The organism is Streptomyces sp. NPDC014734, from assembly GCF_043083325.1.
GTDB lineage: Bacteria > Actinomycetota > Actinomycetes > Streptomycetales > Streptomycetaceae > Streptomyces.
This window is the reverse complement of the sequence record NZ_JBIBYN010000028.1, coordinates 71,842-89,050: the sequence shown is the minus strand read 5'-3', so window position 1 is coordinate 89,050 and position 17,209 is coordinate 71,842. Positions and strand designations below refer to the sequence as shown.

17 protein-coding genes and 2 pseudogenes are annotated in these 17,209 nt (G+C 70.8%); 2 read left to right on the top strand and 17 right to left on the bottom strand.

Features of this window, described 5'->3' with window-relative positions; translation table 11 throughout:
* Nucleotides 1-96: 96 nt before the first annotated feature.
* From ACF1CT_RS32520 to ACF1CT_RS32455, 14 genes and pseudogenes are all read right to left on the bottom strand, one after another.
* Complete coding sequence (locus ACF1CT_RS32520) at nt 97-1,815, bottom strand: oleate hydratase (RefSeq protein ID WP_391787593.1); 1,719 nt, start codon at nt 1,813-1,815, stop codon at nt 97-99.
* Between the two features lie 260 nt (nt 1,816-2,075).
* A pseudogene (locus ACF1CT_RS32515) lies at nt 2,076-2,180 on the bottom strand (IS5/IS1182 family transposase); the annotation flags it as partial.
* A 198-nt stretch (nt 2,181-2,378) separates the two neighbouring features.
* A complete protein-coding gene (locus ACF1CT_RS32510; protein WP_391787592.1) occupies nt 2,379-2,798 on the bottom strand; it encodes an SRPBCC family protein in 420 nt (139 codons plus the stop codon).
* A 50-nt stretch (nt 2,799-2,848) separates the two neighbouring features.
* The gene (locus ACF1CT_RS32505) at nt 2,849-3,859 is read right to left on the bottom strand and encodes an aldo/keto reductase (RefSeq protein ID WP_391787591.1); all 1,011 of its coding nucleotides are present in this window, start codon (nt 3,857-3,859) and stop codon (nt 2,849-2,851) included.
* A 571-nt stretch (nt 3,860-4,430) separates the two neighbouring features.
* Nucleotides 4,431-5,204, bottom strand: coding sequence for an SDR family NAD(P)-dependent oxidoreductase (locus ACF1CT_RS32500; protein WP_391787590.1), 774 nt, complete (start codon nt 5,202-5,204; stop codon nt 4,431-4,433).
* Nucleotides 5,201-5,335 (bottom strand): hypothetical protein, encoded by a 135-nt coding sequence (locus tag ACF1CT_RS32495; RefSeq protein WP_391787589.1) that lies wholly within the window; start codon nt 5,333-5,335, stop codon nt 5,201-5,203. Before ACF1CT_RS32495 ends, ACF1CT_RS32500 begins: the two co-directional genes overlap by 4 nt.
* A gap of 807 nt (nt 5,336-6,142) precedes the next feature.
* The gene (locus ACF1CT_RS32490) at nt 6,143-6,565 is read right to left on the bottom strand and encodes a heme-binding protein (RefSeq protein ID WP_391787588.1); all 423 of its coding nucleotides are present in this window, start codon (nt 6,563-6,565) and stop codon (nt 6,143-6,145) included.
* A gap of 43 nt (nt 6,566-6,608) precedes the next feature.
* Nucleotides 6,609-6,956, bottom strand: a pseudogene (locus ACF1CT_RS32485) (MFS transporter); the annotation flags it as partial.
* A gap of 209 nt (nt 6,957-7,165) precedes the next feature.
* On the bottom strand, nt 7,166-7,657 hold the full coding sequence (locus ACF1CT_RS32480; RefSeq protein ID WP_391787587.1) for a VOC family protein: 492 nt from the start codon (nt 7,655-7,657) through the stop codon (nt 7,166-7,168).
* A 299-nt stretch (nt 7,658-7,956) separates the two neighbouring features.
* Nucleotides 7,957-8,994, bottom strand: a complete 1,038-nt coding sequence (locus ACF1CT_RS32475) for a TIGR03571 family LLM class oxidoreductase (protein ID WP_391787586.1) — start codon at nt 8,992-8,994, stop codon at nt 7,957-7,959.
* Between the two features lie 176 nt (nt 8,995-9,170).
* A complete protein-coding gene (locus ACF1CT_RS32470) occupies nt 9,171-10,001 on the bottom strand; it encodes an aldo/keto reductase (protein WP_391787585.1) in 831 nt (276 codons plus the stop codon).
* A gap of 13 nt (nt 10,002-10,014) precedes the next feature.
* On the bottom strand, nt 10,015-10,371 hold the full coding sequence (locus tag ACF1CT_RS32465; RefSeq protein WP_391787584.1) for a nuclear transport factor 2 family protein: 357 nt from the start codon (nt 10,369-10,371) through the stop codon (nt 10,015-10,017).
* Nucleotides 10,371-10,793, bottom strand: coding sequence for a heme-binding protein (locus ACF1CT_RS32460; RefSeq protein WP_391787583.1), 423 nt, complete (start codon nt 10,791-10,793; stop codon nt 10,371-10,373). Before ACF1CT_RS32460 ends, ACF1CT_RS32465 begins: the two co-directional genes overlap by 1 nt.
* Before the next feature lie 69 nt (nt 10,794-10,862).
* On the bottom strand, nt 10,863-12,074 hold the full coding sequence (locus ACF1CT_RS32455) for an MFS transporter (protein ID WP_391787582.1): 1,212 nt from the start codon (nt 12,072-12,074) through the stop codon (nt 10,863-10,865).
* A gap of 150 nt (nt 12,075-12,224) precedes the next feature.
* Here ACF1CT_RS32455 and ACF1CT_RS32450 point away from each other — a divergent pair, with 150 nt between their 5' ends.
* Together ACF1CT_RS32450 and ACF1CT_RS32445 are read left to right on the top strand one after the other, a co-directional pair.
* Complete coding sequence (locus ACF1CT_RS32450; RefSeq protein ID WP_391787581.1) at nt 12,225-12,695, top strand: MarR family winged helix-turn-helix transcriptional regulator; 471 nt, start codon at nt 12,225-12,227, stop codon at nt 12,693-12,695.
* Complete coding sequence (locus ACF1CT_RS32445) at nt 12,692-12,862, top strand: hypothetical protein (RefSeq protein WP_391787580.1); 171 nt, start codon at nt 12,692-12,694, stop codon at nt 12,860-12,862. The genes ACF1CT_RS32450 and ACF1CT_RS32445 overlap by 4 nt, the downstream gene beginning before the upstream one ends.
* Before the next feature lie 127 nt (nt 12,863-12,989).
* On the opposite strand, the gene ACF1CT_RS32440 is transcribed toward ACF1CT_RS32445, so the two are convergent.
* From ACF1CT_RS32440 to ACF1CT_RS32430, 3 genes are all read right to left on the bottom strand, one after another.
* Nucleotides 12,990-13,556 carry a CGNR zinc finger domain-containing protein gene (locus tag ACF1CT_RS32440; protein WP_391787579.1) on the bottom strand — a complete coding sequence of 189 codons (567 nt, stop codon included), beginning with the start codon at nt 13,554-13,556 and terminating at the stop codon, nt 12,990-12,992.
* 297 nt (nt 13,557-13,853) lie between these two features.
* Nucleotides 13,854-15,482, bottom strand: a complete 1,629-nt coding sequence (locus ACF1CT_RS32435; protein WP_391787578.1) for an ABC-F family ATP-binding cassette domain-containing protein — start codon at nt 15,480-15,482, stop codon at nt 13,854-13,856.
* An 80-nt stretch (nt 15,483-15,562) separates the two neighbouring features.
* Nucleotides 15,563-17,197, bottom strand: a complete 1,635-nt coding sequence (locus ACF1CT_RS32430) for an ABC-F family ATP-binding cassette domain-containing protein (RefSeq protein WP_391787577.1) — start codon at nt 17,195-17,197, stop codon at nt 15,563-15,565.
* Between the last annotated feature and the right edge of the window lie 12 nt (nt 17,198-17,209).

Below are 17,209 nucleotides of genomic sequence, written 5' to 3'. Positions count from 1 at the left end.
CCGCACCCCCACGAGCGGAACCCGGTCCGCGTCGCCCACGAGCGGAACCCGGTCCGGGGAACGGGCGAGGGCCGGGAGAAGGCGGTCGGGCGGGGGTCAGGAGAAGGCGGTGCGGAGGGCCGACCAGGCGATCCGGGGGTCGGCGAGGCCGTGGTACATCGGCGGGATCTTCTTCTCCACGCCGAAGTGGTGGTACACGGCCGTCATGGCCGACCGCACCGAGTACTCGACCGTGAACACCACGTCCTCCGGGATCTCCACGAACTGGCCGAGAAAGGCGAAGTTCTCCGCGCCGTCCGGTACGACCAGCGGCCGGTCGGCCACCACCCGCCGCTGGAACTGGGCGTCGATGTAGGGCATCTGGACGGTGGTGATCTTGCTGGTCGCCCGTACGTCGTCGGCGATGTCGTCGAAGCCCAGGTGCCCGAGCAGTTCGTCGAGGATCTCCGCGCCCGTGCAGTCGTCCATCTTCTTCGGTACATGGTCCCCGGGAACATCGCCGAACAGGGCGTATCCCCAGAGTGTGTAGACGTCGTTCGGCTGGTCCCGGAAGTGGGGCTGGGCCGGTACCACGATCGACAGCAGCCAGCGCGAGTCCTTCCACGTCATCAGCGCGCCCTCGCCCGGCACGTTGCCGGTGTACTCCTGGATGCGGTCCAGCAGGGTGCGGCCGTTCATGGTCAGGGTGAACGACTCCCACTTGGTCTCGTCGATGTTGCCGCAGAAGGCCGTCGGGCGGCCGAAGTCCGGGGCCTTCCTGGCGATGGACTCCCACAGGCGCCAGGAGCCGTCCCGCTTGTCACGGATCAGCTCCGGGACGGTGGCGCTGTCGCCGTAGGCGGTGTCCGCGGTCATCGAGCCGATCGTCAGGAAGACGTAGTCGTCGGCGCCGAGTTCGACCGTGACGGAACCCGAACCCGAACCCGAACCTGAACCCGAACCCGAACCCGAACCCGAACCCGAACCCGAACCCGAACCTGAATCGGAACCCGAACCCGAATCGGAACCTGGACCGTGCCCCTTGCCGGTTTCGCTACCGGGGGCCGCCCGCCGCAGATGCAGACGCGAGACCCGGCGCGCGTCCGGGTCGGAGAATTCCACGTCGTCGACGGTCACCCCGAACTCGGTCCGTACGCCCTGCGCGGTGAGCCATTCCTGGATCGGCCGGATCACCGAGTCGTACTGGTTGTACTTGCTCCGCCGCACCCCGGACAACGTGTGAATGCGGTCGAACTCCTGGACGAACGCGAGGAAGTAGCGCTTCAGCTCGATCGCCGAGTGCCAGGTCTGGAAGGCGAAGGTGGTCCGCCACATGCACCAGAAGTTGGTCGTGAAGAAGTGAGGCTGGAAGAAGTCGTCGATGCGCCGGGCCCCGATGATCCGCTCGGGCAGCGCCAGGAGCCGGGTCATGTCGGCCCGGTCGCGGGTGTCCAGGCCCAGTTGCGAGGCGTCCGCGATCGAGCGGTCGCCATTGATGATCCGGGCCTTGGCATGGGTGGGGTGCTCGATGTTGAACGCCAGGAACTCCTGCCGGACCGAAACCGCCGGGTCGTCCAGGGTCGGGATTGACTCCAGCAGGTTCCAGAGGCAGACGTAGTGCTCCTCCTCGAACATCCGGCCGCCGCGCGTGACGTAGCCGCCCTCCGGCGTGGGAGCGGGCGCGCCGTCCATCGACCCGCCCGCGATCGGCAACTGTTCGAGGATGCGGATGTTCTCCCCGGGCACCCCCGCATCGCGCACCAGGAACGCGGCCGCGGCGAGCGAGGCGATGCCCCCGCCGACCAGATGGACCTTGGAGTTCGGCGATGCCGACATGGACGACCTCCGGTTCGTCGGGCCCGGCTGACGGCGACCGGAAGCCCGACGCATCACCACCCGCCCACTCTGCCTTCCCGAGCCTCCCCCAACCCGGCCCGCCCCGCGAACGGAGGGGCTTGTCGGGGCGCTGGTTGCCCATGGGGGTTCACCCGATCGGCTCCGGACCGGCGGCATCCCCGTGCCCGGTACGGGGGTGGCAGGCCGGGTGCGCGGGCATCGTTCCCTGGACGCATCTGGACGCATCTGGACGCATCTGGACCGCCGCCGTTGGCCGGCGGCCTGCGGACCTGGATCTCGGTGGCGTCCAGCCGCAGTTCGATCCCTGGGGCCCGGGCGCAGGCGAACACGTCCATCAGCGGCCGCTTGGTCGGTGACATGGCGGCGAGTCATGCGGAGGGTGCCGGTGAAGGACAGCCGGTCGTGGCCGAGGCCGGATCGGTGAGCGGTCCGGTGCATGACGTGCCGTAGTGCGTGACGCACGAGAAGGAAGCACCGTAGCCCGGGTATGCGGGGTGCGTACCCGGGCTGTGCGGTGGGGCCTGGTGAGGGACGGCCCGGTGTCAGGCGGTGAGGGTCTTGTGGAGGGCGTCGAGGCCGTCGCGGTAGATGCCGGTGAAGAGGTCGGTGACTTCGTCGTCGGTGGCGTTGTGGGGGTTGAAGCGGCCGGACCACTGGACCTCGGCGACGTCGTCGCGGCCGGGAACGGCGTGGACCCGGATGGTGGAGACGTAGCCGTTGACCGGGTACGGGGCCTGGAGGATGGCGTAGCTGTAGTGGCGCTCGGTTTCGTTGAAGTCCACGAGGCGCTCGATGATGACCTCGCCGTTCGTGTTCTTCAGGCGGCGGACGCGGCCGCCTTCGAGCGGGGTGCTCTCGGGGATGTAGGGGAGCCAGTCGGGAAGGGCGTCGAAGCCGCCGATGAGGTTCCAGACCTTGTCGGGGGAGTCGGGCACTATGCGGCTGACGGAGGTGGAAGCCATGATCTTTCTCCTGGATCCTGGTGCTGTGGTGGTGGGTCGGGGGTGTGTGATCAGGCGCCGTTGGGCAGCGGGGCGGCCGGGCTGACCAGGCCTGCGGTGCGCAGCTCGTGCCAGAAAGCGGCCGGGACGGTCTCGTTCAGGGCGGCGATGTCCTCGGCGATGCGGCTGGGCCGGGTGGCCCCGGGGACGGCGGCGACGGCAACCGGGTGTGCGAGGGAGAACTGGAGGGCGGCGGCCTTGATGCTGATGCCGTGCTTCTCGGTGAGGGCCTTGAGCTTCGCGACGCGCTCGATGATCTGCGGCGGGGCCTGCTGGTATTCGAAGTGGGTGCCGCCGGCGAGGACGCCGGAGCTGTAGGGGCCGCCGACGACCATGTCGACGTTCTGTTCCTGGGCCATGGGCAGGAGCCGCTGCAGGGCGTGTTCGTGGTCGAGGAGGGTGTAGCGGCCGGCGAGGAGGAATCCGTCGGGCTGCGGCTCGTCGAGGGCGAGGGTCAGCTCGATGGGTTCGGTCTTGTTGACGCCGAGGCCCCAGGCCTTGATGACGCCCTCGTCGCGCAGCCGGGACAGTACCCGGAAGGCGCCGGTGCGGGCCTCCTCGAACTTCTGGAGCCACAGATCGCCGTGGAAGTCCTGGGCGATGTCGTGGACCCAGACGATGTCGAGCCGGTCGGTGCCCAGGCGCTTGAGGCTGTCCTCGATGGAGCGCTCGGTGGCCTCGGCGGTCCACACGTGGAGCATCTTGTTCGGGTTGCCGTGCTCGAACAGGCCGCCCTTCTCGCCGAGGTCGCGGGCGCCCTCCTCCAACTCGTCGAGGATGACCCGGCCGACCTTGGTCGACAGGACGTAGGAGTCGCGGGGCTTGGTGGACAGGACCTCGCCCAGGCGGGACTCCGAGAGGCCGGATCCGTAGAAGGGGGCGGTGTCGTAGTAGCGGATCCCCTGGTCCCAGGCGGCTTCGACGGTGGCGCGGGCCTCCTCGTCGGGGATCGCGCGGAACATGTTGCCGAGCGGGGCAGTGCCGAAGCCGAGCCGGCCGGGAAGGATTTCCTTGAGGGACATGAGGTGCCTTTTCGATCAGTGGAGCCGGGGTGCGACGGCATCCCCGGCGTGGGGGCGAGGCATGAGTGAACGGATGCCTCTGCGGCCGGCGGTTCTGCCGGCGGAGCCGTGGCAGTGGATGCACGGTGGCGTCCTGCCGGAGCCAGGTGTCCGACGCAGATAGTTGCATAAGCGCCTTACGGGTATGAACAATAATTGCAGACGCTTGGTAATGCAAGTGTCTGGACATCGGGCCGGTCGATCCGGGCTCGGGGGCCAGCCTCATGAGGCGGGCGTCAGGCCCATCGGGCACACGCACTCCCTGCCGTCGACCTCACTGCGGTCCACGAGGCCCCGCAAGGCGAAGGCAGCCGCACGCGCTGGCCGTCCGCCTGCGCCGACGACGGCACACCGGATCCCGTGGGGGCGCCGCGCGGGTCGCCCGGGGCTCCCGGCCGGAGCTCATCCCGGAGAAGGGGACACACAGCCCCTCGCCCAGGAGGAAGGCGAGCCGCTCACGGCACAACCACCCGTTCCCGTCGGCAGCAGGCACCGGACGGCTCGGATACCGGCGCGATGTCGGACGCCTGTTTCAGGGGATGATCGTGGGGACGAGGCCGCCGTCGACGCCGAGCGCCCTGCCTGTGGTCGCCGAGGCATGTTCCGACGCCACGTACGTGATCATGCTCGCCACCTCGTGAGGGCGGATCAGGCGTTTGAGCAGGGACGCGGACGCACGGTTCTCGGCAAGGTAGCGCCGCTCCTGCTCACCGGGGTCGACACCGGGATAGAGCTCGTCGAACATGGCCAGCACGCCGTCGCTCATCGTCGGTCCGGGCAGCACGCAGTTCACCGTGACCCCGGTGCCGGCGACCTCCTGGGCCATACCGCGGGACACGGCGAGCTGCGCCGTCTTGGTCATTCCGTAGTGGACCATGTCCGTCGGAGTCTGAACGCCGGCCTCGCTGCTGACGAAGATCACACGGCCCCACCCGCGCCGGGCCATTCGTGGCGTGTAGTGGCGTGCCAGGCGCACCCCGGAGAGCACGTTGACCTCGTAGAGGCGAAGCCAGTCCGCATCGGGGATTTCGAACACGGGCCTGGTCTCGAAGACGCCGGTGTTGTTGACCAGGATGTCGGCCTCGGGCAGTTGCCGGATCAGGTCGGCCGTCCCTTCGGCCGTCCCGACGTCGGCTGTGATGCCGCGTCCGCCGATCCGCTCCGCCGTTTCGGCGACCCGGTCGGCGTTGCGGCCGTTGACCACGACGTCGGCCCCGGCGGAAGCGAGCGCCTGCGCGGCTGCTTCGCCGATTCCCGCCGTCGACCCGGTGACCAGGGCGATACGTCCGCTGAGATCGATCTTCATAGGGCGAGTACCTCTCCAGAAATGGTGGGGCCGTAGGTGACGGTCCGTGTCCGATTCGTGCCGCGTTCGCGCAGCGCCCGCTCGCGGCGGCGTGCGTCGGCGAAGCGCGCGTTCTCACCGCCGATGACCATGTCGCCCGACTTCCGCGGCGTGCGGTCCCCTCGACGACCTCGGTGGTGGCCTCACCGGCCTTCACCTTCACCGTGATCAGCAGCCCGCAGGGGAGCTCCGGCGTCGTCACGAACTCCTGCGGCGACTCGGTCGGGACGAACGCGCCCTCGTTGTCGAACCCCTCGATCAGGGCCCCGGCCCGCCCCGGGAGCCGGTTGTGCACCGCGGCCGTGAAGACGTCGCGTGCGGAGCTCCGCGCCGGGTCGCGGCGCATGACCGCAGGCATCGTCACGCCGATCCGGACGGACGTCTCCATGCCTGTGCCTCGTTCCTCCTGGGCCCCGGAAGGCTTGCGGTCCTGCGCGGCAGTTCGCCGGGCCGGGCGGTCCGGCGAACTGCGTCCACGCGAACGAGCGCCGTGTACGGCCGTAAGAAAGAATTCCTGCCGGACCACGGGGCCGCGCGGCGAACTCCGGCCGTTGACGTCAGGGTCTGCCCGGAAACGGCGTCGTCCGGTGCGTGCGATCGCGAGGCGGCCGGAAGCCCTCGCAGCGGATGTATGCGGGTGTTCCGACGATGCGGCGAGGTGCGACAGTTGCTGTCGCGCACCCGCCAGGGATTACGGGACGGCCCTTGGCCCGTTCAGGGCGAGGGTGTGGCGGACGGGCCTGGGTGCTGGTGAGGCCGTCGCGGAGGACGAAGGCGCCGATGTCGTCGGCGACCCGATGGGGGCCGGCGTCCCCCGGTGCGGTTCGCGGTGATCAGGTCGAGGTCTCCGGTGCCCAGATGCTTCTTGTGGTCGGCGAAGTCCGCCTGCGGGGTGCGGGTCACCGGATGAGTTCCTCCAGTGCGGTGGTGGCGAAGGAGTGGTCCTGTTCGGGGGTGCCGCCGCCGACGCCGATGGCGCCGATGAGGCGGCCGTCGCGGTGGACGGGGGTGCCGCCGGCGATGAACAGCAGCGGCTTGTCGAGCGCGGTGGGCAGGGTGTGGAACGGCCCGCCCGGTTTGACGAGGTCGACGAGGTCGGCGGTCGGCGTGTCGAGCTGCAGGGCGGTGTAGGCCTTGCGGGTGCTGGTCTCGCCGGAGATCAGCACCGCCCCGTCGTCCCGGCGGAAGGCCAGCAGGTGCCCGCCCGCGTCCAGGACGGTGACGCTGACCGGGACCCCGGCCGCCTCGGCGGCGGCTCGGGCGGCCGCGATCACAGTCTCGGCGTCGGCTGAGGTCAGCGGGGTGACAGCAGTGGCGCTCATGGTGTTTCTCCTGGGGTGAGGAGGGTGTGGAAGGAGAGGGAGGTCAGTGGCGGACGGCGGTGGGAGTGGGAACGGCGTCGACCGGCATGGCCACGGGAAGGGCACGGCGCTCCAGGGCGGCGGACCCGAGGACGAGGGCCGGTGCGGCTGCGGCGGGGAGGGCGCCGACCCAGTTCGGGGCGGTGCATCCGAGGCCGGGGGCGATGACGAGGCCGCCCAGCCACGCGGCGAGCGCGTTGCCGAGACCGAACGCGCCGATGTCGACGACGGAGGCCAGGGCGGACGCCCTGTGGGCCTGGTGAAGGACGCGCTTCTGGATCGGCGGGACGGTGGCGAAACCGAGCGCTCCGACGAGCAGGATGGCGATCGCGGTGAGGATCTTGCTGTGTGCCCGGCCCGGCCCGCCCTTCGACGGCACTCCGGACGGGTCGCCGTCGCCGCCGTCGTCGCCGCCGTCGTCGCCGCCGTCGTCGCCGGCGTGTCGGCGGCAAGGGTCCCGGACCGCCGGGAACTGTCTTCGCACTGCCGTCTGCCGTGCGGCGCCCGGCACGCACGTACCAGGCGCCGCACGCCGATCCACCCCCGTTGCTCCCCAGGTCGTCAGCTGGCGAAGCCGCCCTCGGGCTGGATGATCTCCAGGTTCGTGCCGTCCGGATCGTTGAAGTAGGCAACCTTGGTGCCGAGGGCTGCCTCCGGGGTGACCTCCCCCGCGATGAATGTGTAGTCGTCGCCGAGGAAGTCGTAGCCGGCATCCTTCATCCGCTGGTATACGGCGTCGAAGTCGTCGACCTTGAGGCACAGGTGCATGGAGCCCGGGCGGTTCGCCTTGCCGTTGGTGCGCTCACCGACCGGCTCCTGGAACTGGATGAGATCGATGCCCAGGCTGTTGTCCAGGTTGATCGTGGCGTACCGCAGCTTTGAGGTGGGCAGTCCCTGCGATTTGCCGAACGGCACACTGCTCATGGTCCCTTCCGCGACGGGCTCCCGCCCGGTGAGAGCCTTGTAGAACGCGATCGAGGCGTCCAGGTCCGAGACCGAGATCCCGACGTGTGCGGCCCGGGTGAGGTTCATCGGAGTGGTGGCAGTGGTCATGACGCATCCCTTCGTTGTGCGCTCTGCCACCACGGCGAAACGTTTGCGGGGGCAGGGCGGCTCCATGAGGAGCCGGACGGAAGCGATTCTTCGGCAGGGCGACGGAGTGCGCACCTTGCCGACAGCCCGCCCCGGCGCGGCCGCACAGGGGTTGCGGGCCGGACGGGATGATGCCTCTCCGGGGCCGCTGCGGCTTCGGGCCTCCGCCTCTTCCGAGTCTCCGTCTCTTCGGGAACCTCTGCGGCCGTCGGCGTCCGGCGGGAGCCCGGCATCCGGCACTTCGGCGAGCGCTGCCTACCTCAGGAAGCGACGATGCCGCGCGTATCGGTCCCGCCCGCTGTGCCGGGGGAGGGGAAGTGCGGCAGGACCGTTTCGGCGAGCTCGTGGAGCATCTCTTCCACGGGGCGGTTGCCGGGACGGAGGTTGAAGGAGACGTGGGCGACGCCGAGTTCGCCCATCGCCCGCAGGTGGTCGATCAGAGCCTGGTGGCCGGTGCGCAGGCCGAGCCGGATCGGGGTCGCCGCAGTGGAGGGGTCCCCGGTGAGGTCCAGTTGCATGGGGGTGAGGTACGGCTTGGACGTGCCGGCGGTCAGCTCCTGCCACTCCCGTGTCCTGAGGCGCAGGGCTCCCAGGGGACGCGGGTAATTGAGGGACGCGTCCGCGTTCTGCGAGATCCACTCGGCCGACTGCTGGGCGTGCCCGGCGATGGCGAGAGGTACGGACGGGCCCGTCGGCTTGGGCAGGACGTCCAGATGACGTTCGGCGTCGAGACCGAGCTCGGGCAGCTCCATGCCCGCACCATCGGGGTGCCGGGCCCACGCGGCACGCAGGATCTCCACACTCCTGCGGAACGTGGCACCACGGCCTTGGAAGTCCTCCCCGAACAGGGGGTACTCGACGGGCCGGTCTCCGCTCGCCAGGCCGAGGACGAACCGGCCGCCGGAGAGCACGTCGACCGTGGCAGCGGCCTTGGCGACCAGCAGCGGCTGCCGCAGCGGCAGGACGACGGCCGCGGTCCCGAGCACGGCCCGCTCGGTCACTGCCGCGAGGTGCCCGAGGTGCGTGAACGTCTCGAAGACGGAACCGGCGTCGCCGAACTGCTCGGGATCGTAGAGGGGGACGTCCCGCACCCAGAGCCCGGCGAAGCCCAGCTCGTCCGCCAGACGGGCGAGTTCGGCATGGCGGGTCAGGTCCGGGACACCGAAGGGGCGGCCCGCGGCCCGGTCGGCGCGGAGCCGGGTCGCGCCCCAGTCGTTGTCGAGGGGCAGTTCGAGGCCCAGAGTCGGCAGGCTCGCGGCGTTCACGAGCCGGTCCAGGGCGGTGGGGGCGACGGGCATGGCGGACACAACTTTCGGAGAGCGGCGACGACGCGGGGCGACGCCCGAGGTGACGCGGAATTACGGAGTTCGAGTACGGGCTCGCGCGGGCGGGACCTGCCATCCACGCCCGCGCGAGCCGGGGCAACCCGACGGGACGGCGTGGAACGCCGCCCCGTCCGGGCCGGTCGGAAGGGTCAGTTGAGCTCGTCCGGGTGGGGGCCGGTGCGCAGACCACGGTCGGTGGCGGCGATCGCGGCCATGTCGTCGTCGGTGAGCTGGAAGTCGAACACGTCGAGGTTCTGGCGGATGCGGGCCGGGGTGACCGACTTGGGGATGACGACGTTGCCGAGCTGGAGGTGCCAGCGCAGCACCACCTGGGCGGGGGACTTGCCGGTGCGGTCGGCGATGGCGGTGATGGCGGGGTCGTTCAGGACGGCGCCCTGGGCGAGCGGGCTCCAGGCCTCGGTGGCGATGCCGTGCCGGGCGTGGGCGGCGCGCAGCTCGCTCTGCTGGAGACCGGGGTGCAGTTCGATCTGGTTGACGACCGGGACCAGATCGGAGCCGGCGATGAGTCGGTCGAGGTGCGCGGGCTGGAAGTTGGACACGCCGGCGGCGCGGACCCGTCCCTCGGCGACGAGCTTCTCGATGGCCTTCCAGGACTCGCGGTACAGGTCGCGGGCCGGGGTCGGCCAGTGGATCAGGTAGAGGTCGAGGTGGTCCAGGCCCAGCTTGTCGAGGCTGGCGTCGAAGGCGCGCAGGGTGGCGTCGTAGCCCTGGTCGGCGTTCCACAGCTTGGTGGTGACGAACAGTTCCTCGCGGGCGATCCCGGAAGAGGCGAGGGCGCGGCCGACGCCGGTCTCGTTGCCGTAGATCGCGGCGGTGTCGATGCTGCGGTAACCGGCCTCCAGGGCGGAGCTCACCGCGGCGGTGGTCCGGTCGTCGGGGACCTGGAAGACGCCGAAGCCGAGCTGAGGGATCTCGACGCCGTTGTCGAGGGTGACGGTGGGGATGACGGACGGTGCCATGATGTGTGGCCTTTCAGACGGTACGGGTTGTACGGGTGGAGAGGGTGTAGCGGACGGTCTGGGCGCTGATGAGACCGTCACGGAAGACGAACGTGTCGACGCCGTCGGTGACCTCGTGGGTGGTGGTGGCGGCGGTCCACTGCAGGAACAGCACGTTTCCGGCGAACTGTGGAGTCAACTGCCAGTCGGCGTCGGGAAGATCGGCCAGGAGACGGCCGATTCCCTCCCGTATGCCCTGATGACCGGTCAGCGTTCCCCCGGGGGTGACGAGGACGGCGTCCTCGGTGTAGTTCGCGGTGATCAGGCCGAGGTCCCCGGTGCCGAGCTGCTTCCCGTGGTCGGCGAATACTTCCTGCGGGGTGCGGGCCATCAGGACAGCTCCTGGACGGCCGCGGTGGCGAAGGAGTGGTCCTGTCCGGGGGTGCCGCCGCCGACGCCGATGGCGCCGATGAGGCGGCCGTCGCGGTGGACGGGGACACCGCCGGCGATGAACAGCAGCGGCTTGTCGAGCGCGGTGGGCAGGGTGTGGAACGGTCCCCCGGGCTTGACGAGGTCGACGAGGTCGGCGGTCGGCGTGTCGAGCTGCAGGGCGGTGTAGGCCTTGCGGGTGCTGGTCTCGCCGGAGATCAGCACCGCCCGGTCGTCCCGGCGGAAGGCCAGCAGGTGCCCGCCCGCGTCCAGGACGGTGACGCTCACGGTGACTCCCGCGGAGTCGGCGGCGCGGCGCGCGGCGGTGACGAGGACCTCTGCGTCCTGCGTGGTCAGTGGGGCGACGGGGACGGTGGTGCTCATGATGGATTCCTTCGGGGGTGGGGGATCGGGTGGGGGCGGGAACGCTCGGGCCGCGGTGGCGCGTGCGGGTCAGTGCAGGACGGTTTCCGGCGTGCTCCGGTGCCCGACGGGTCCTGCGACGACGTGCTCGGTGGTGCGGGTGCGGCGGTGGAGGCGGGCGGCGAGCAGGGCGAGCAGCAGGGCCGTGCCGGAGAGGATGGCGCCGATCCAGTTGGGGGAGGTGTAGCCGAGGCCCGCGGCGATCACGACACCGCCGAGCCAGGCCGCGAGGGCGTTGCCGAGGTTGAAGGCGCCGATGTTGGCGGCGGAGGCCAGGGTCGGAGCGGCCGAGGCCTGGTCGAGCACCCACTTCTGCAGTGGCGGGACGGTCGCGAAGCCGAGGGCGCCGATCAGGGAGAGGGTGATCGCGGCCAGCACCTTGTTGTGGGCGGTTGCGGTGAACAGCAGCAGTGCGACGGTGAGGGCCGCGAGGGTGGTGAGGAGCATCGGCATCAGCCTGCGGTCGGCGAACTTGCCGCCGAGGAGGTTGCCCAGGAACATGCCGAGACCGAAGAGGACGAGCAGCCAGGTCACCGCGCCCTCGGTGTAGCCGGCCACTTCGGTCATCATCGGGGTGATGTAGGTGATCGCGGCGAAGACACCGCCGTAGCCGAGGACGGTCATGGCCATGGCCAGCCACACCTGCACGTTGCGGAATGCGGCGAACTCGGTGCGTACGGTCACCGATTCGGGTCGGCCCGTCTCGGGGACCAGCCTGGCGACGCCGAGGAAGCCGATGACGCCGAGCGCGGCGACGATGACGAAGGTGACGCGCCAGCCGGCGGCCTGGCCGATGTACGTACCGGCGGGGACACCGACGACGTTGGCCACGGTCAGGCCCATGAACATCAGGGAGATGGCCGAGGCCTTCTTCTCCGGAGCGACAAGGCCGGCTGCGACCACGGAACCGATCCCGAAGAACGCGCCGTGTGCCAGGGAGGCCACGATCCGGCCGATGAGCATGACGCCGAAGCTCGGTGCGAAGGCGGACAGTGCGTTGCCGATGACGAACAGCGCCATCAGGAACATCAGCATCTTCTTGCGGGACACCTTGGTGCCGAGGACGGTCAGGAGCGGCGCGCCGAACACGACGCCCAGGGCGTAGCCGGAGACCAGCCAGCCGGCGGCCGGGATGGTCACACCGAAGTCGCCTGCGACCTGGGGCAGCACGCCCATGATCACGAATTCGGTGGTGCCGATCCCGAAGGCCCCGATGGCGAGAGCCAGGAGCGCGAGAGGCATGGGGAGCTACCTTCCAAGTGCTTGCAATGAGTGCTTACGGCACACGACAATAATTGCACACGCTGGATAAGGCAAACGCGCAATGAAGTGGTGTGCATGTATCGGCGTGTGCAATAATTGAGGTGTACGGCCCGAAGAAGGAGGCCCCCGTTGACTGCTACAGCCCCCGCGCTCACCGCACTGGCTCAGGGCTGGTGCGCACTGTCTCTGCTGCACGGAAGAATCGAGTCCCGCCTCGAACGCGCCCTGCAGGCCGGTCATGACCTGAGCGTGCGCGAGTACTCGCTCCTCGACGTCCTCAGCCGCCAGCACGACGGGGAGGGCGGACACCTGCAGATGAAACAGGTCGCCGACTCCGTCGTACTCAGCCAGAGCGCGACGACCCGCCTGGTCACCCGCCTTGAGGACCGCGGACTCCTGGAGCGCTATCTGTGCCCCACCGACCGGCGCGGCATCTACACCAACGTCACCGAGGCCGGCCTCAAGCTGCTGCGCGAAGCCCGTCCGACGAATGAGGCGGCCCTGCGCGCGGCACTGCGGGAAGCCGCCGAGGACCCTCGGCTGGAAGCCCTGGTGCGCACCGTCGAAACCGCGCGGGCACCGGCAGCGATCACTACGTGAAAGCGACCACCCTCAACGCATACGGCGGCCCCGATGCACTGCGGCTTGACGGCCTCCCGGAGGCCGCCACAGCAATCGGCGCCCCAGTTTCCGACCGCAGCGTCAAACCCCCGACCCGCAGCAGGCCGGGCGTGGAACTCGACCTCGCCCGCGAGACGGCCTGCTGATCCACCCCCGAGCCGAACGGCCGGGCCGGCACGTCCCGAGCCCTTGGGAACCGCCGCCGCCGCCGGGGCGCCCCGGCCCGCCCGGGGCTCCGGCACGGGCCCCTCGCCGGAGTGGGGGGCGAGGCCGTCAGGCCGTGGCGGCGGCGACCTGCGCGTTCTTCTTGCGCGCCCGATAGGCGGCCGCCTTGATCCGGTTCCCGCACGACTCCATGCCGCACCACTGCCGCCGCGTACCCCGTGAACGGTCGATGTAGACGCGGGTGCACTCGGGATTGCCGCACTCCTTGAGCAGCGGCACGTCAGGTCCGCTCAGGAGTTCGACCGCCTGCCGTGCCACGGCCGACAGGGCCTCGTCCTGCGTCGCCTCGGTCCAGCGCCCCGACAGGGTGAGCTGCGGGGCCGCGGACGGCCTGCGTGCCGCGCCGTTCAGGACCTCCAGCGCCCCGGCGTCGAAATTCTCGCCGAGGCGACGGTCCGTCACCAGCCGGTAGACGGCTTCCCGCACGGTCGTCGCGCGGTCGACGTCCGCCCGGCGGGCGGGGGAGACCGCGTCGACGATCCCGGACTCCACGTACCAGGCGTCCAGCCGGTCCGGTGACGCGAACATCTCGAACCGCACGGTGCGCCGGGCCCGGAGCGTCGCCGCGAAGTCCAGAGCCGGATTCCCGCACAGGAAGACGTGATTCAGGTCCACGTCACCATCTTGACGGGTGACTCATGCCGCGGCAAGACGCGCCACCCGCCGGACCCGCCGAGCCCGGCGCGCCCGCAGAGTCTGCCGATCCCGTGGCCGATCCGCCGGTCCGAAGCTCGACCGGAGCTTCGGACCGGCTCGACCGGAGCCCCGGCCGTGACTCGACCGGAGCCCCGGCCGTGACTCGACCGGAGCCCCGGCCGTGACTCGACCGGAGCCCCGGCCGTGACTCGACCGGAGCATTTGCTGCCGCTCGACCGGAGCAGTGGTTGTCGTTCAACCGGAGCAGTGGTTCGTTCAACCGGTGCTCCGGCCGGAGCCGAGCCGGAGTTCGCTTCCCCGCCAACGTCTGCGCAGCCAGCGGTCGTGGCTGGCCAGCACGATCGCGCCGGGCCCGGTGCCCAGGGCGTCCTCCAGTTCGTCGCAGAGGCGCGGCGACAGATGGTTGGTGGGTTCGTCGAGCAGCAGCAGTTCCGGCGGACGTGCCACCAGGAGCGCCAGCGCGAGCCGACGCCGCTGTCCGACCGAAAGCTGCCCGACCGGCCCGTCCAGATCCGTTTCGCGCAGCAGCCCCAGCGAGGCCAGCGGTACCGCCTCCGCCCGTTCGGCGCCGAGCGAGAGCGCGTAGGTGTCCCGCACGGTACGGTCCGGCCGTTCGAACACGGTGTCCTGGGCCAGCAGCCCCACGGTCAACCCGTGCCGCCGTCGTACGTCGCCCCCGGCCACGAGACGCCCTGCGAGCACCGACAGCAGTGTCGACTTCCCCGCGCCGTTGCCTCCGGTGACGAGCAGACGCTCGGTCGCCGACACGTCCAGCCGCGCCACATCCAGCCGGCCCGGCAGGCAGACGTCGCGCAGGGAGACGAGGGTGCCGTCGGCCGCGCCTCCGGCGAGCGCGGCGACGCGGAACCGCAGCGGCTGCGGCGGCTCACCGACCCGGCCGCGCTCCAACTCGTCCAGCCTGCGCGCGGCGTTGCGCACGCGTCGCGAGATCTGGCCCTGCACCCGGCCGCCCCGATGGCCGTAGCCCATCTTCTCGTTGTCCCGGCGCTCGCGGTTCGGGGCGACCCGGTGCGCGGTCACCTCCGCCGACCGGCGAAGCGCCTCCACCTCCTCCTGCTCCTCGGCGTACCGCCGTTCCCAGCGCTCCCGCTCGACCCGCTTCTCGACCTGGTAGGCGCTGTAGTCGCCGCCGTACCGCACGGGACCGTCCACGGCCGGATCGAGATCGACGAGGTCCGTGCAGACGGCGTCGAGGAAGGCCCGGTCGTGACTGGCCACCACGACGACCCCGGACAGGCCGCGCACCTGCCCCTCCAGGAACGCGGCGGCGTCGTCGTCGAGGTGGTTGGTCGGCTCGTCCAGCAGCAGTGCGCAGGGGCGGCGCACCAGCAGGGCGGCCAGTGCCAGGCGGCTGCGCTGCCCGCCCGAGAGGGAGCCGAGGGCCCGGTCGTGCCCGAGTGCGGCGAGGCCGAGCCCGTCGAGCGTGATCGCGGCCCGCCGGTCGGCGTCCCAGGACTCCCTCCGCTGAGCCTCTTCGAGCCGTCGGCCGTACGCGTCGAGCAGTTCGCCGTATGCGGGGCAGTCCTGCGGGTCGCGGGCGAGCCGCCCGGTGAGGCGTTCCAGCTCGGCAAGGTCGGCGCGGGCCTCGCGCAGGGCGTCGTCCAACACGTCGGCGACCGTCGACGAGGCGTCGAACGGCATCTCCTGATGCAGAAAGCCCAGGTCGGACGGGCGCGTGACGCTTCCGGCGTCGGGTTCGTCGACCCCGGCGAGCAGACGCAGCAACGTCGACTTGCCGGCGCCGTTCTCCCCGATCAGCCCGATGCGGCGGCCGGGGGACGCGGTGAGTGACACCCCGTCCAGCACCCGCCGGGTGCCGAGGGTGCGGATGAGGTCGTGGGCGAGCAGGGCGGGACGGGACATGGGCGATCCACCTGACGTGGTTGGTGTGCGGCCCGCCGGGTGTACACCTCGGACGCGGGCCCGGTCGGCACGCCGACGGCTCACACCTCGGGCGCCGCCGTCTCCCGCAGCTCACCGCCGGACAGCCGCAGCCACCGGTTCACGCCGATCCGGGCGAGAAACCGCTCGTCGTGGCTGACCACCATGAACGCCCCCTTGTAGGAACCGAGCGCGCTCTCCAACTGGCCGGTGCCGACCAGGTCCAGGTTGTTCGTCGGCTCGTCCAGGAGCAGCAGCTGCGGGGCCGGTTCGGCGCACAGCACACAGGCGAGGGTGGCGCGCAGCAGCTCACCGCCGGACAGCACACCCACGGGGAGGTGGGCCCGCGCCCCCCGGAAGAGGAAGCGGGCGAGCAGGTTCATCCGCTCCGCCTCCGGCCGCCGCGGGGCGAACGCGGTGAAGTTCTCGGCGACGCTGCGGTCGGGGTCCAGCAGGTCCAGCCGCTGCGAGAGGTACGCGATCCGGCCGTCGGCCCGCTTGACCTGCCCGTCGTCCGGCTCCAGATCCCCGTTGACCAGCCGCATCAGGGTGGTCTTGCCGCCGCCGTTGGGACCGGTCAGTGCGATGCGCTCGGGCCCCCGGATCGTCAGAGCGACGCCCTCCGCGCCGAACAGGTCGCGTTGCCCGCGACGGGCCCGCAGCCCCTCGCCGAGGAAGAGAGTGCGTCCGGCGGGCACGTCGGTGTCCGGCAGGTCCAGGGTGAGGCGCTGCTCGTCGCGCAGGGCGCGGCCCGCCTCGTCCAGCCGGGCCTTTGCCTCGCCGACCCGGGAGGCGTGCATCTGGCCCGACCGGCCCGCGGACTCCTGGGCGCCCCGCTTCATGTTCCCGGCGAAGATGCGCGGCAGACCGGCGCTCTTGAGGTTGCGGGCGGCGTTGCTCGCCCGGCGTTCCGCGCGTTCGCGGGCCTGCTGCATTTCCCGCTTCTCCCGCTTCAGCTCCTGTTCGGCGTTGCGGACGTTCTTCTCGGCGACCTCCTGCTCGGCCTGCACGGCGGCTTCGTACTCGGTGAAGTTCCCTCCGTGGAAACGCAGTTGGTCGCTTTCGAGCTCGGCGATGCGCTCCATGCGGTCGAGCAGTGCCCGGTCGTGGCTGACCAGCAGGAGGCAGCCGCCGAAGTCCTCCAGCGCGTCGTAGAGCTTGTGCCGGGCGTCGAGATCGAGGTTGTTGGTCGGTTCGTCGAGCAGCAGCACGTCGGGACGCCTCAGCAACTGGGCAGCCAGCCCGAGCGAGACGATCTGGCCGCCGCTGAGCGTGCTCAGGCTCCGGTCGAGGGTGAGGTCGGCGAGGCCGAGCCGGTCCAGTTGGGCCCGGGTGCGTTCCTCGATGTCCCAGTCGTCGCCGATGGTCGTGAAGTGCTCCCCGTCCACATCACCGGACTCCACGGCGTCCAGGGCCCGGATCACCTCGGCGACTCCCAGGACCTCGGCCACCGTGAGGCCACCGGTCAGGGGCAGGGTCTGCGGGAGGTAACCGAGCGAGCCCGCCACGGAGATCGATCCGGTGTGGGGGCGCAGCTCACCGGCGATCAGCCTGAGCAGAGTGCTCTTGCCGGAGCCGTTGGGTGCGACGAGACCCGTCCGGCCGCCGCCCAGGGCGAAGGACAGGTCCTGGAACACCGGGGTGTCGTCGGGCCAGGCGAAGGACAGGTTCGAGCAGATGACGGAGGCGTCTGACATGGGAAGACCTCA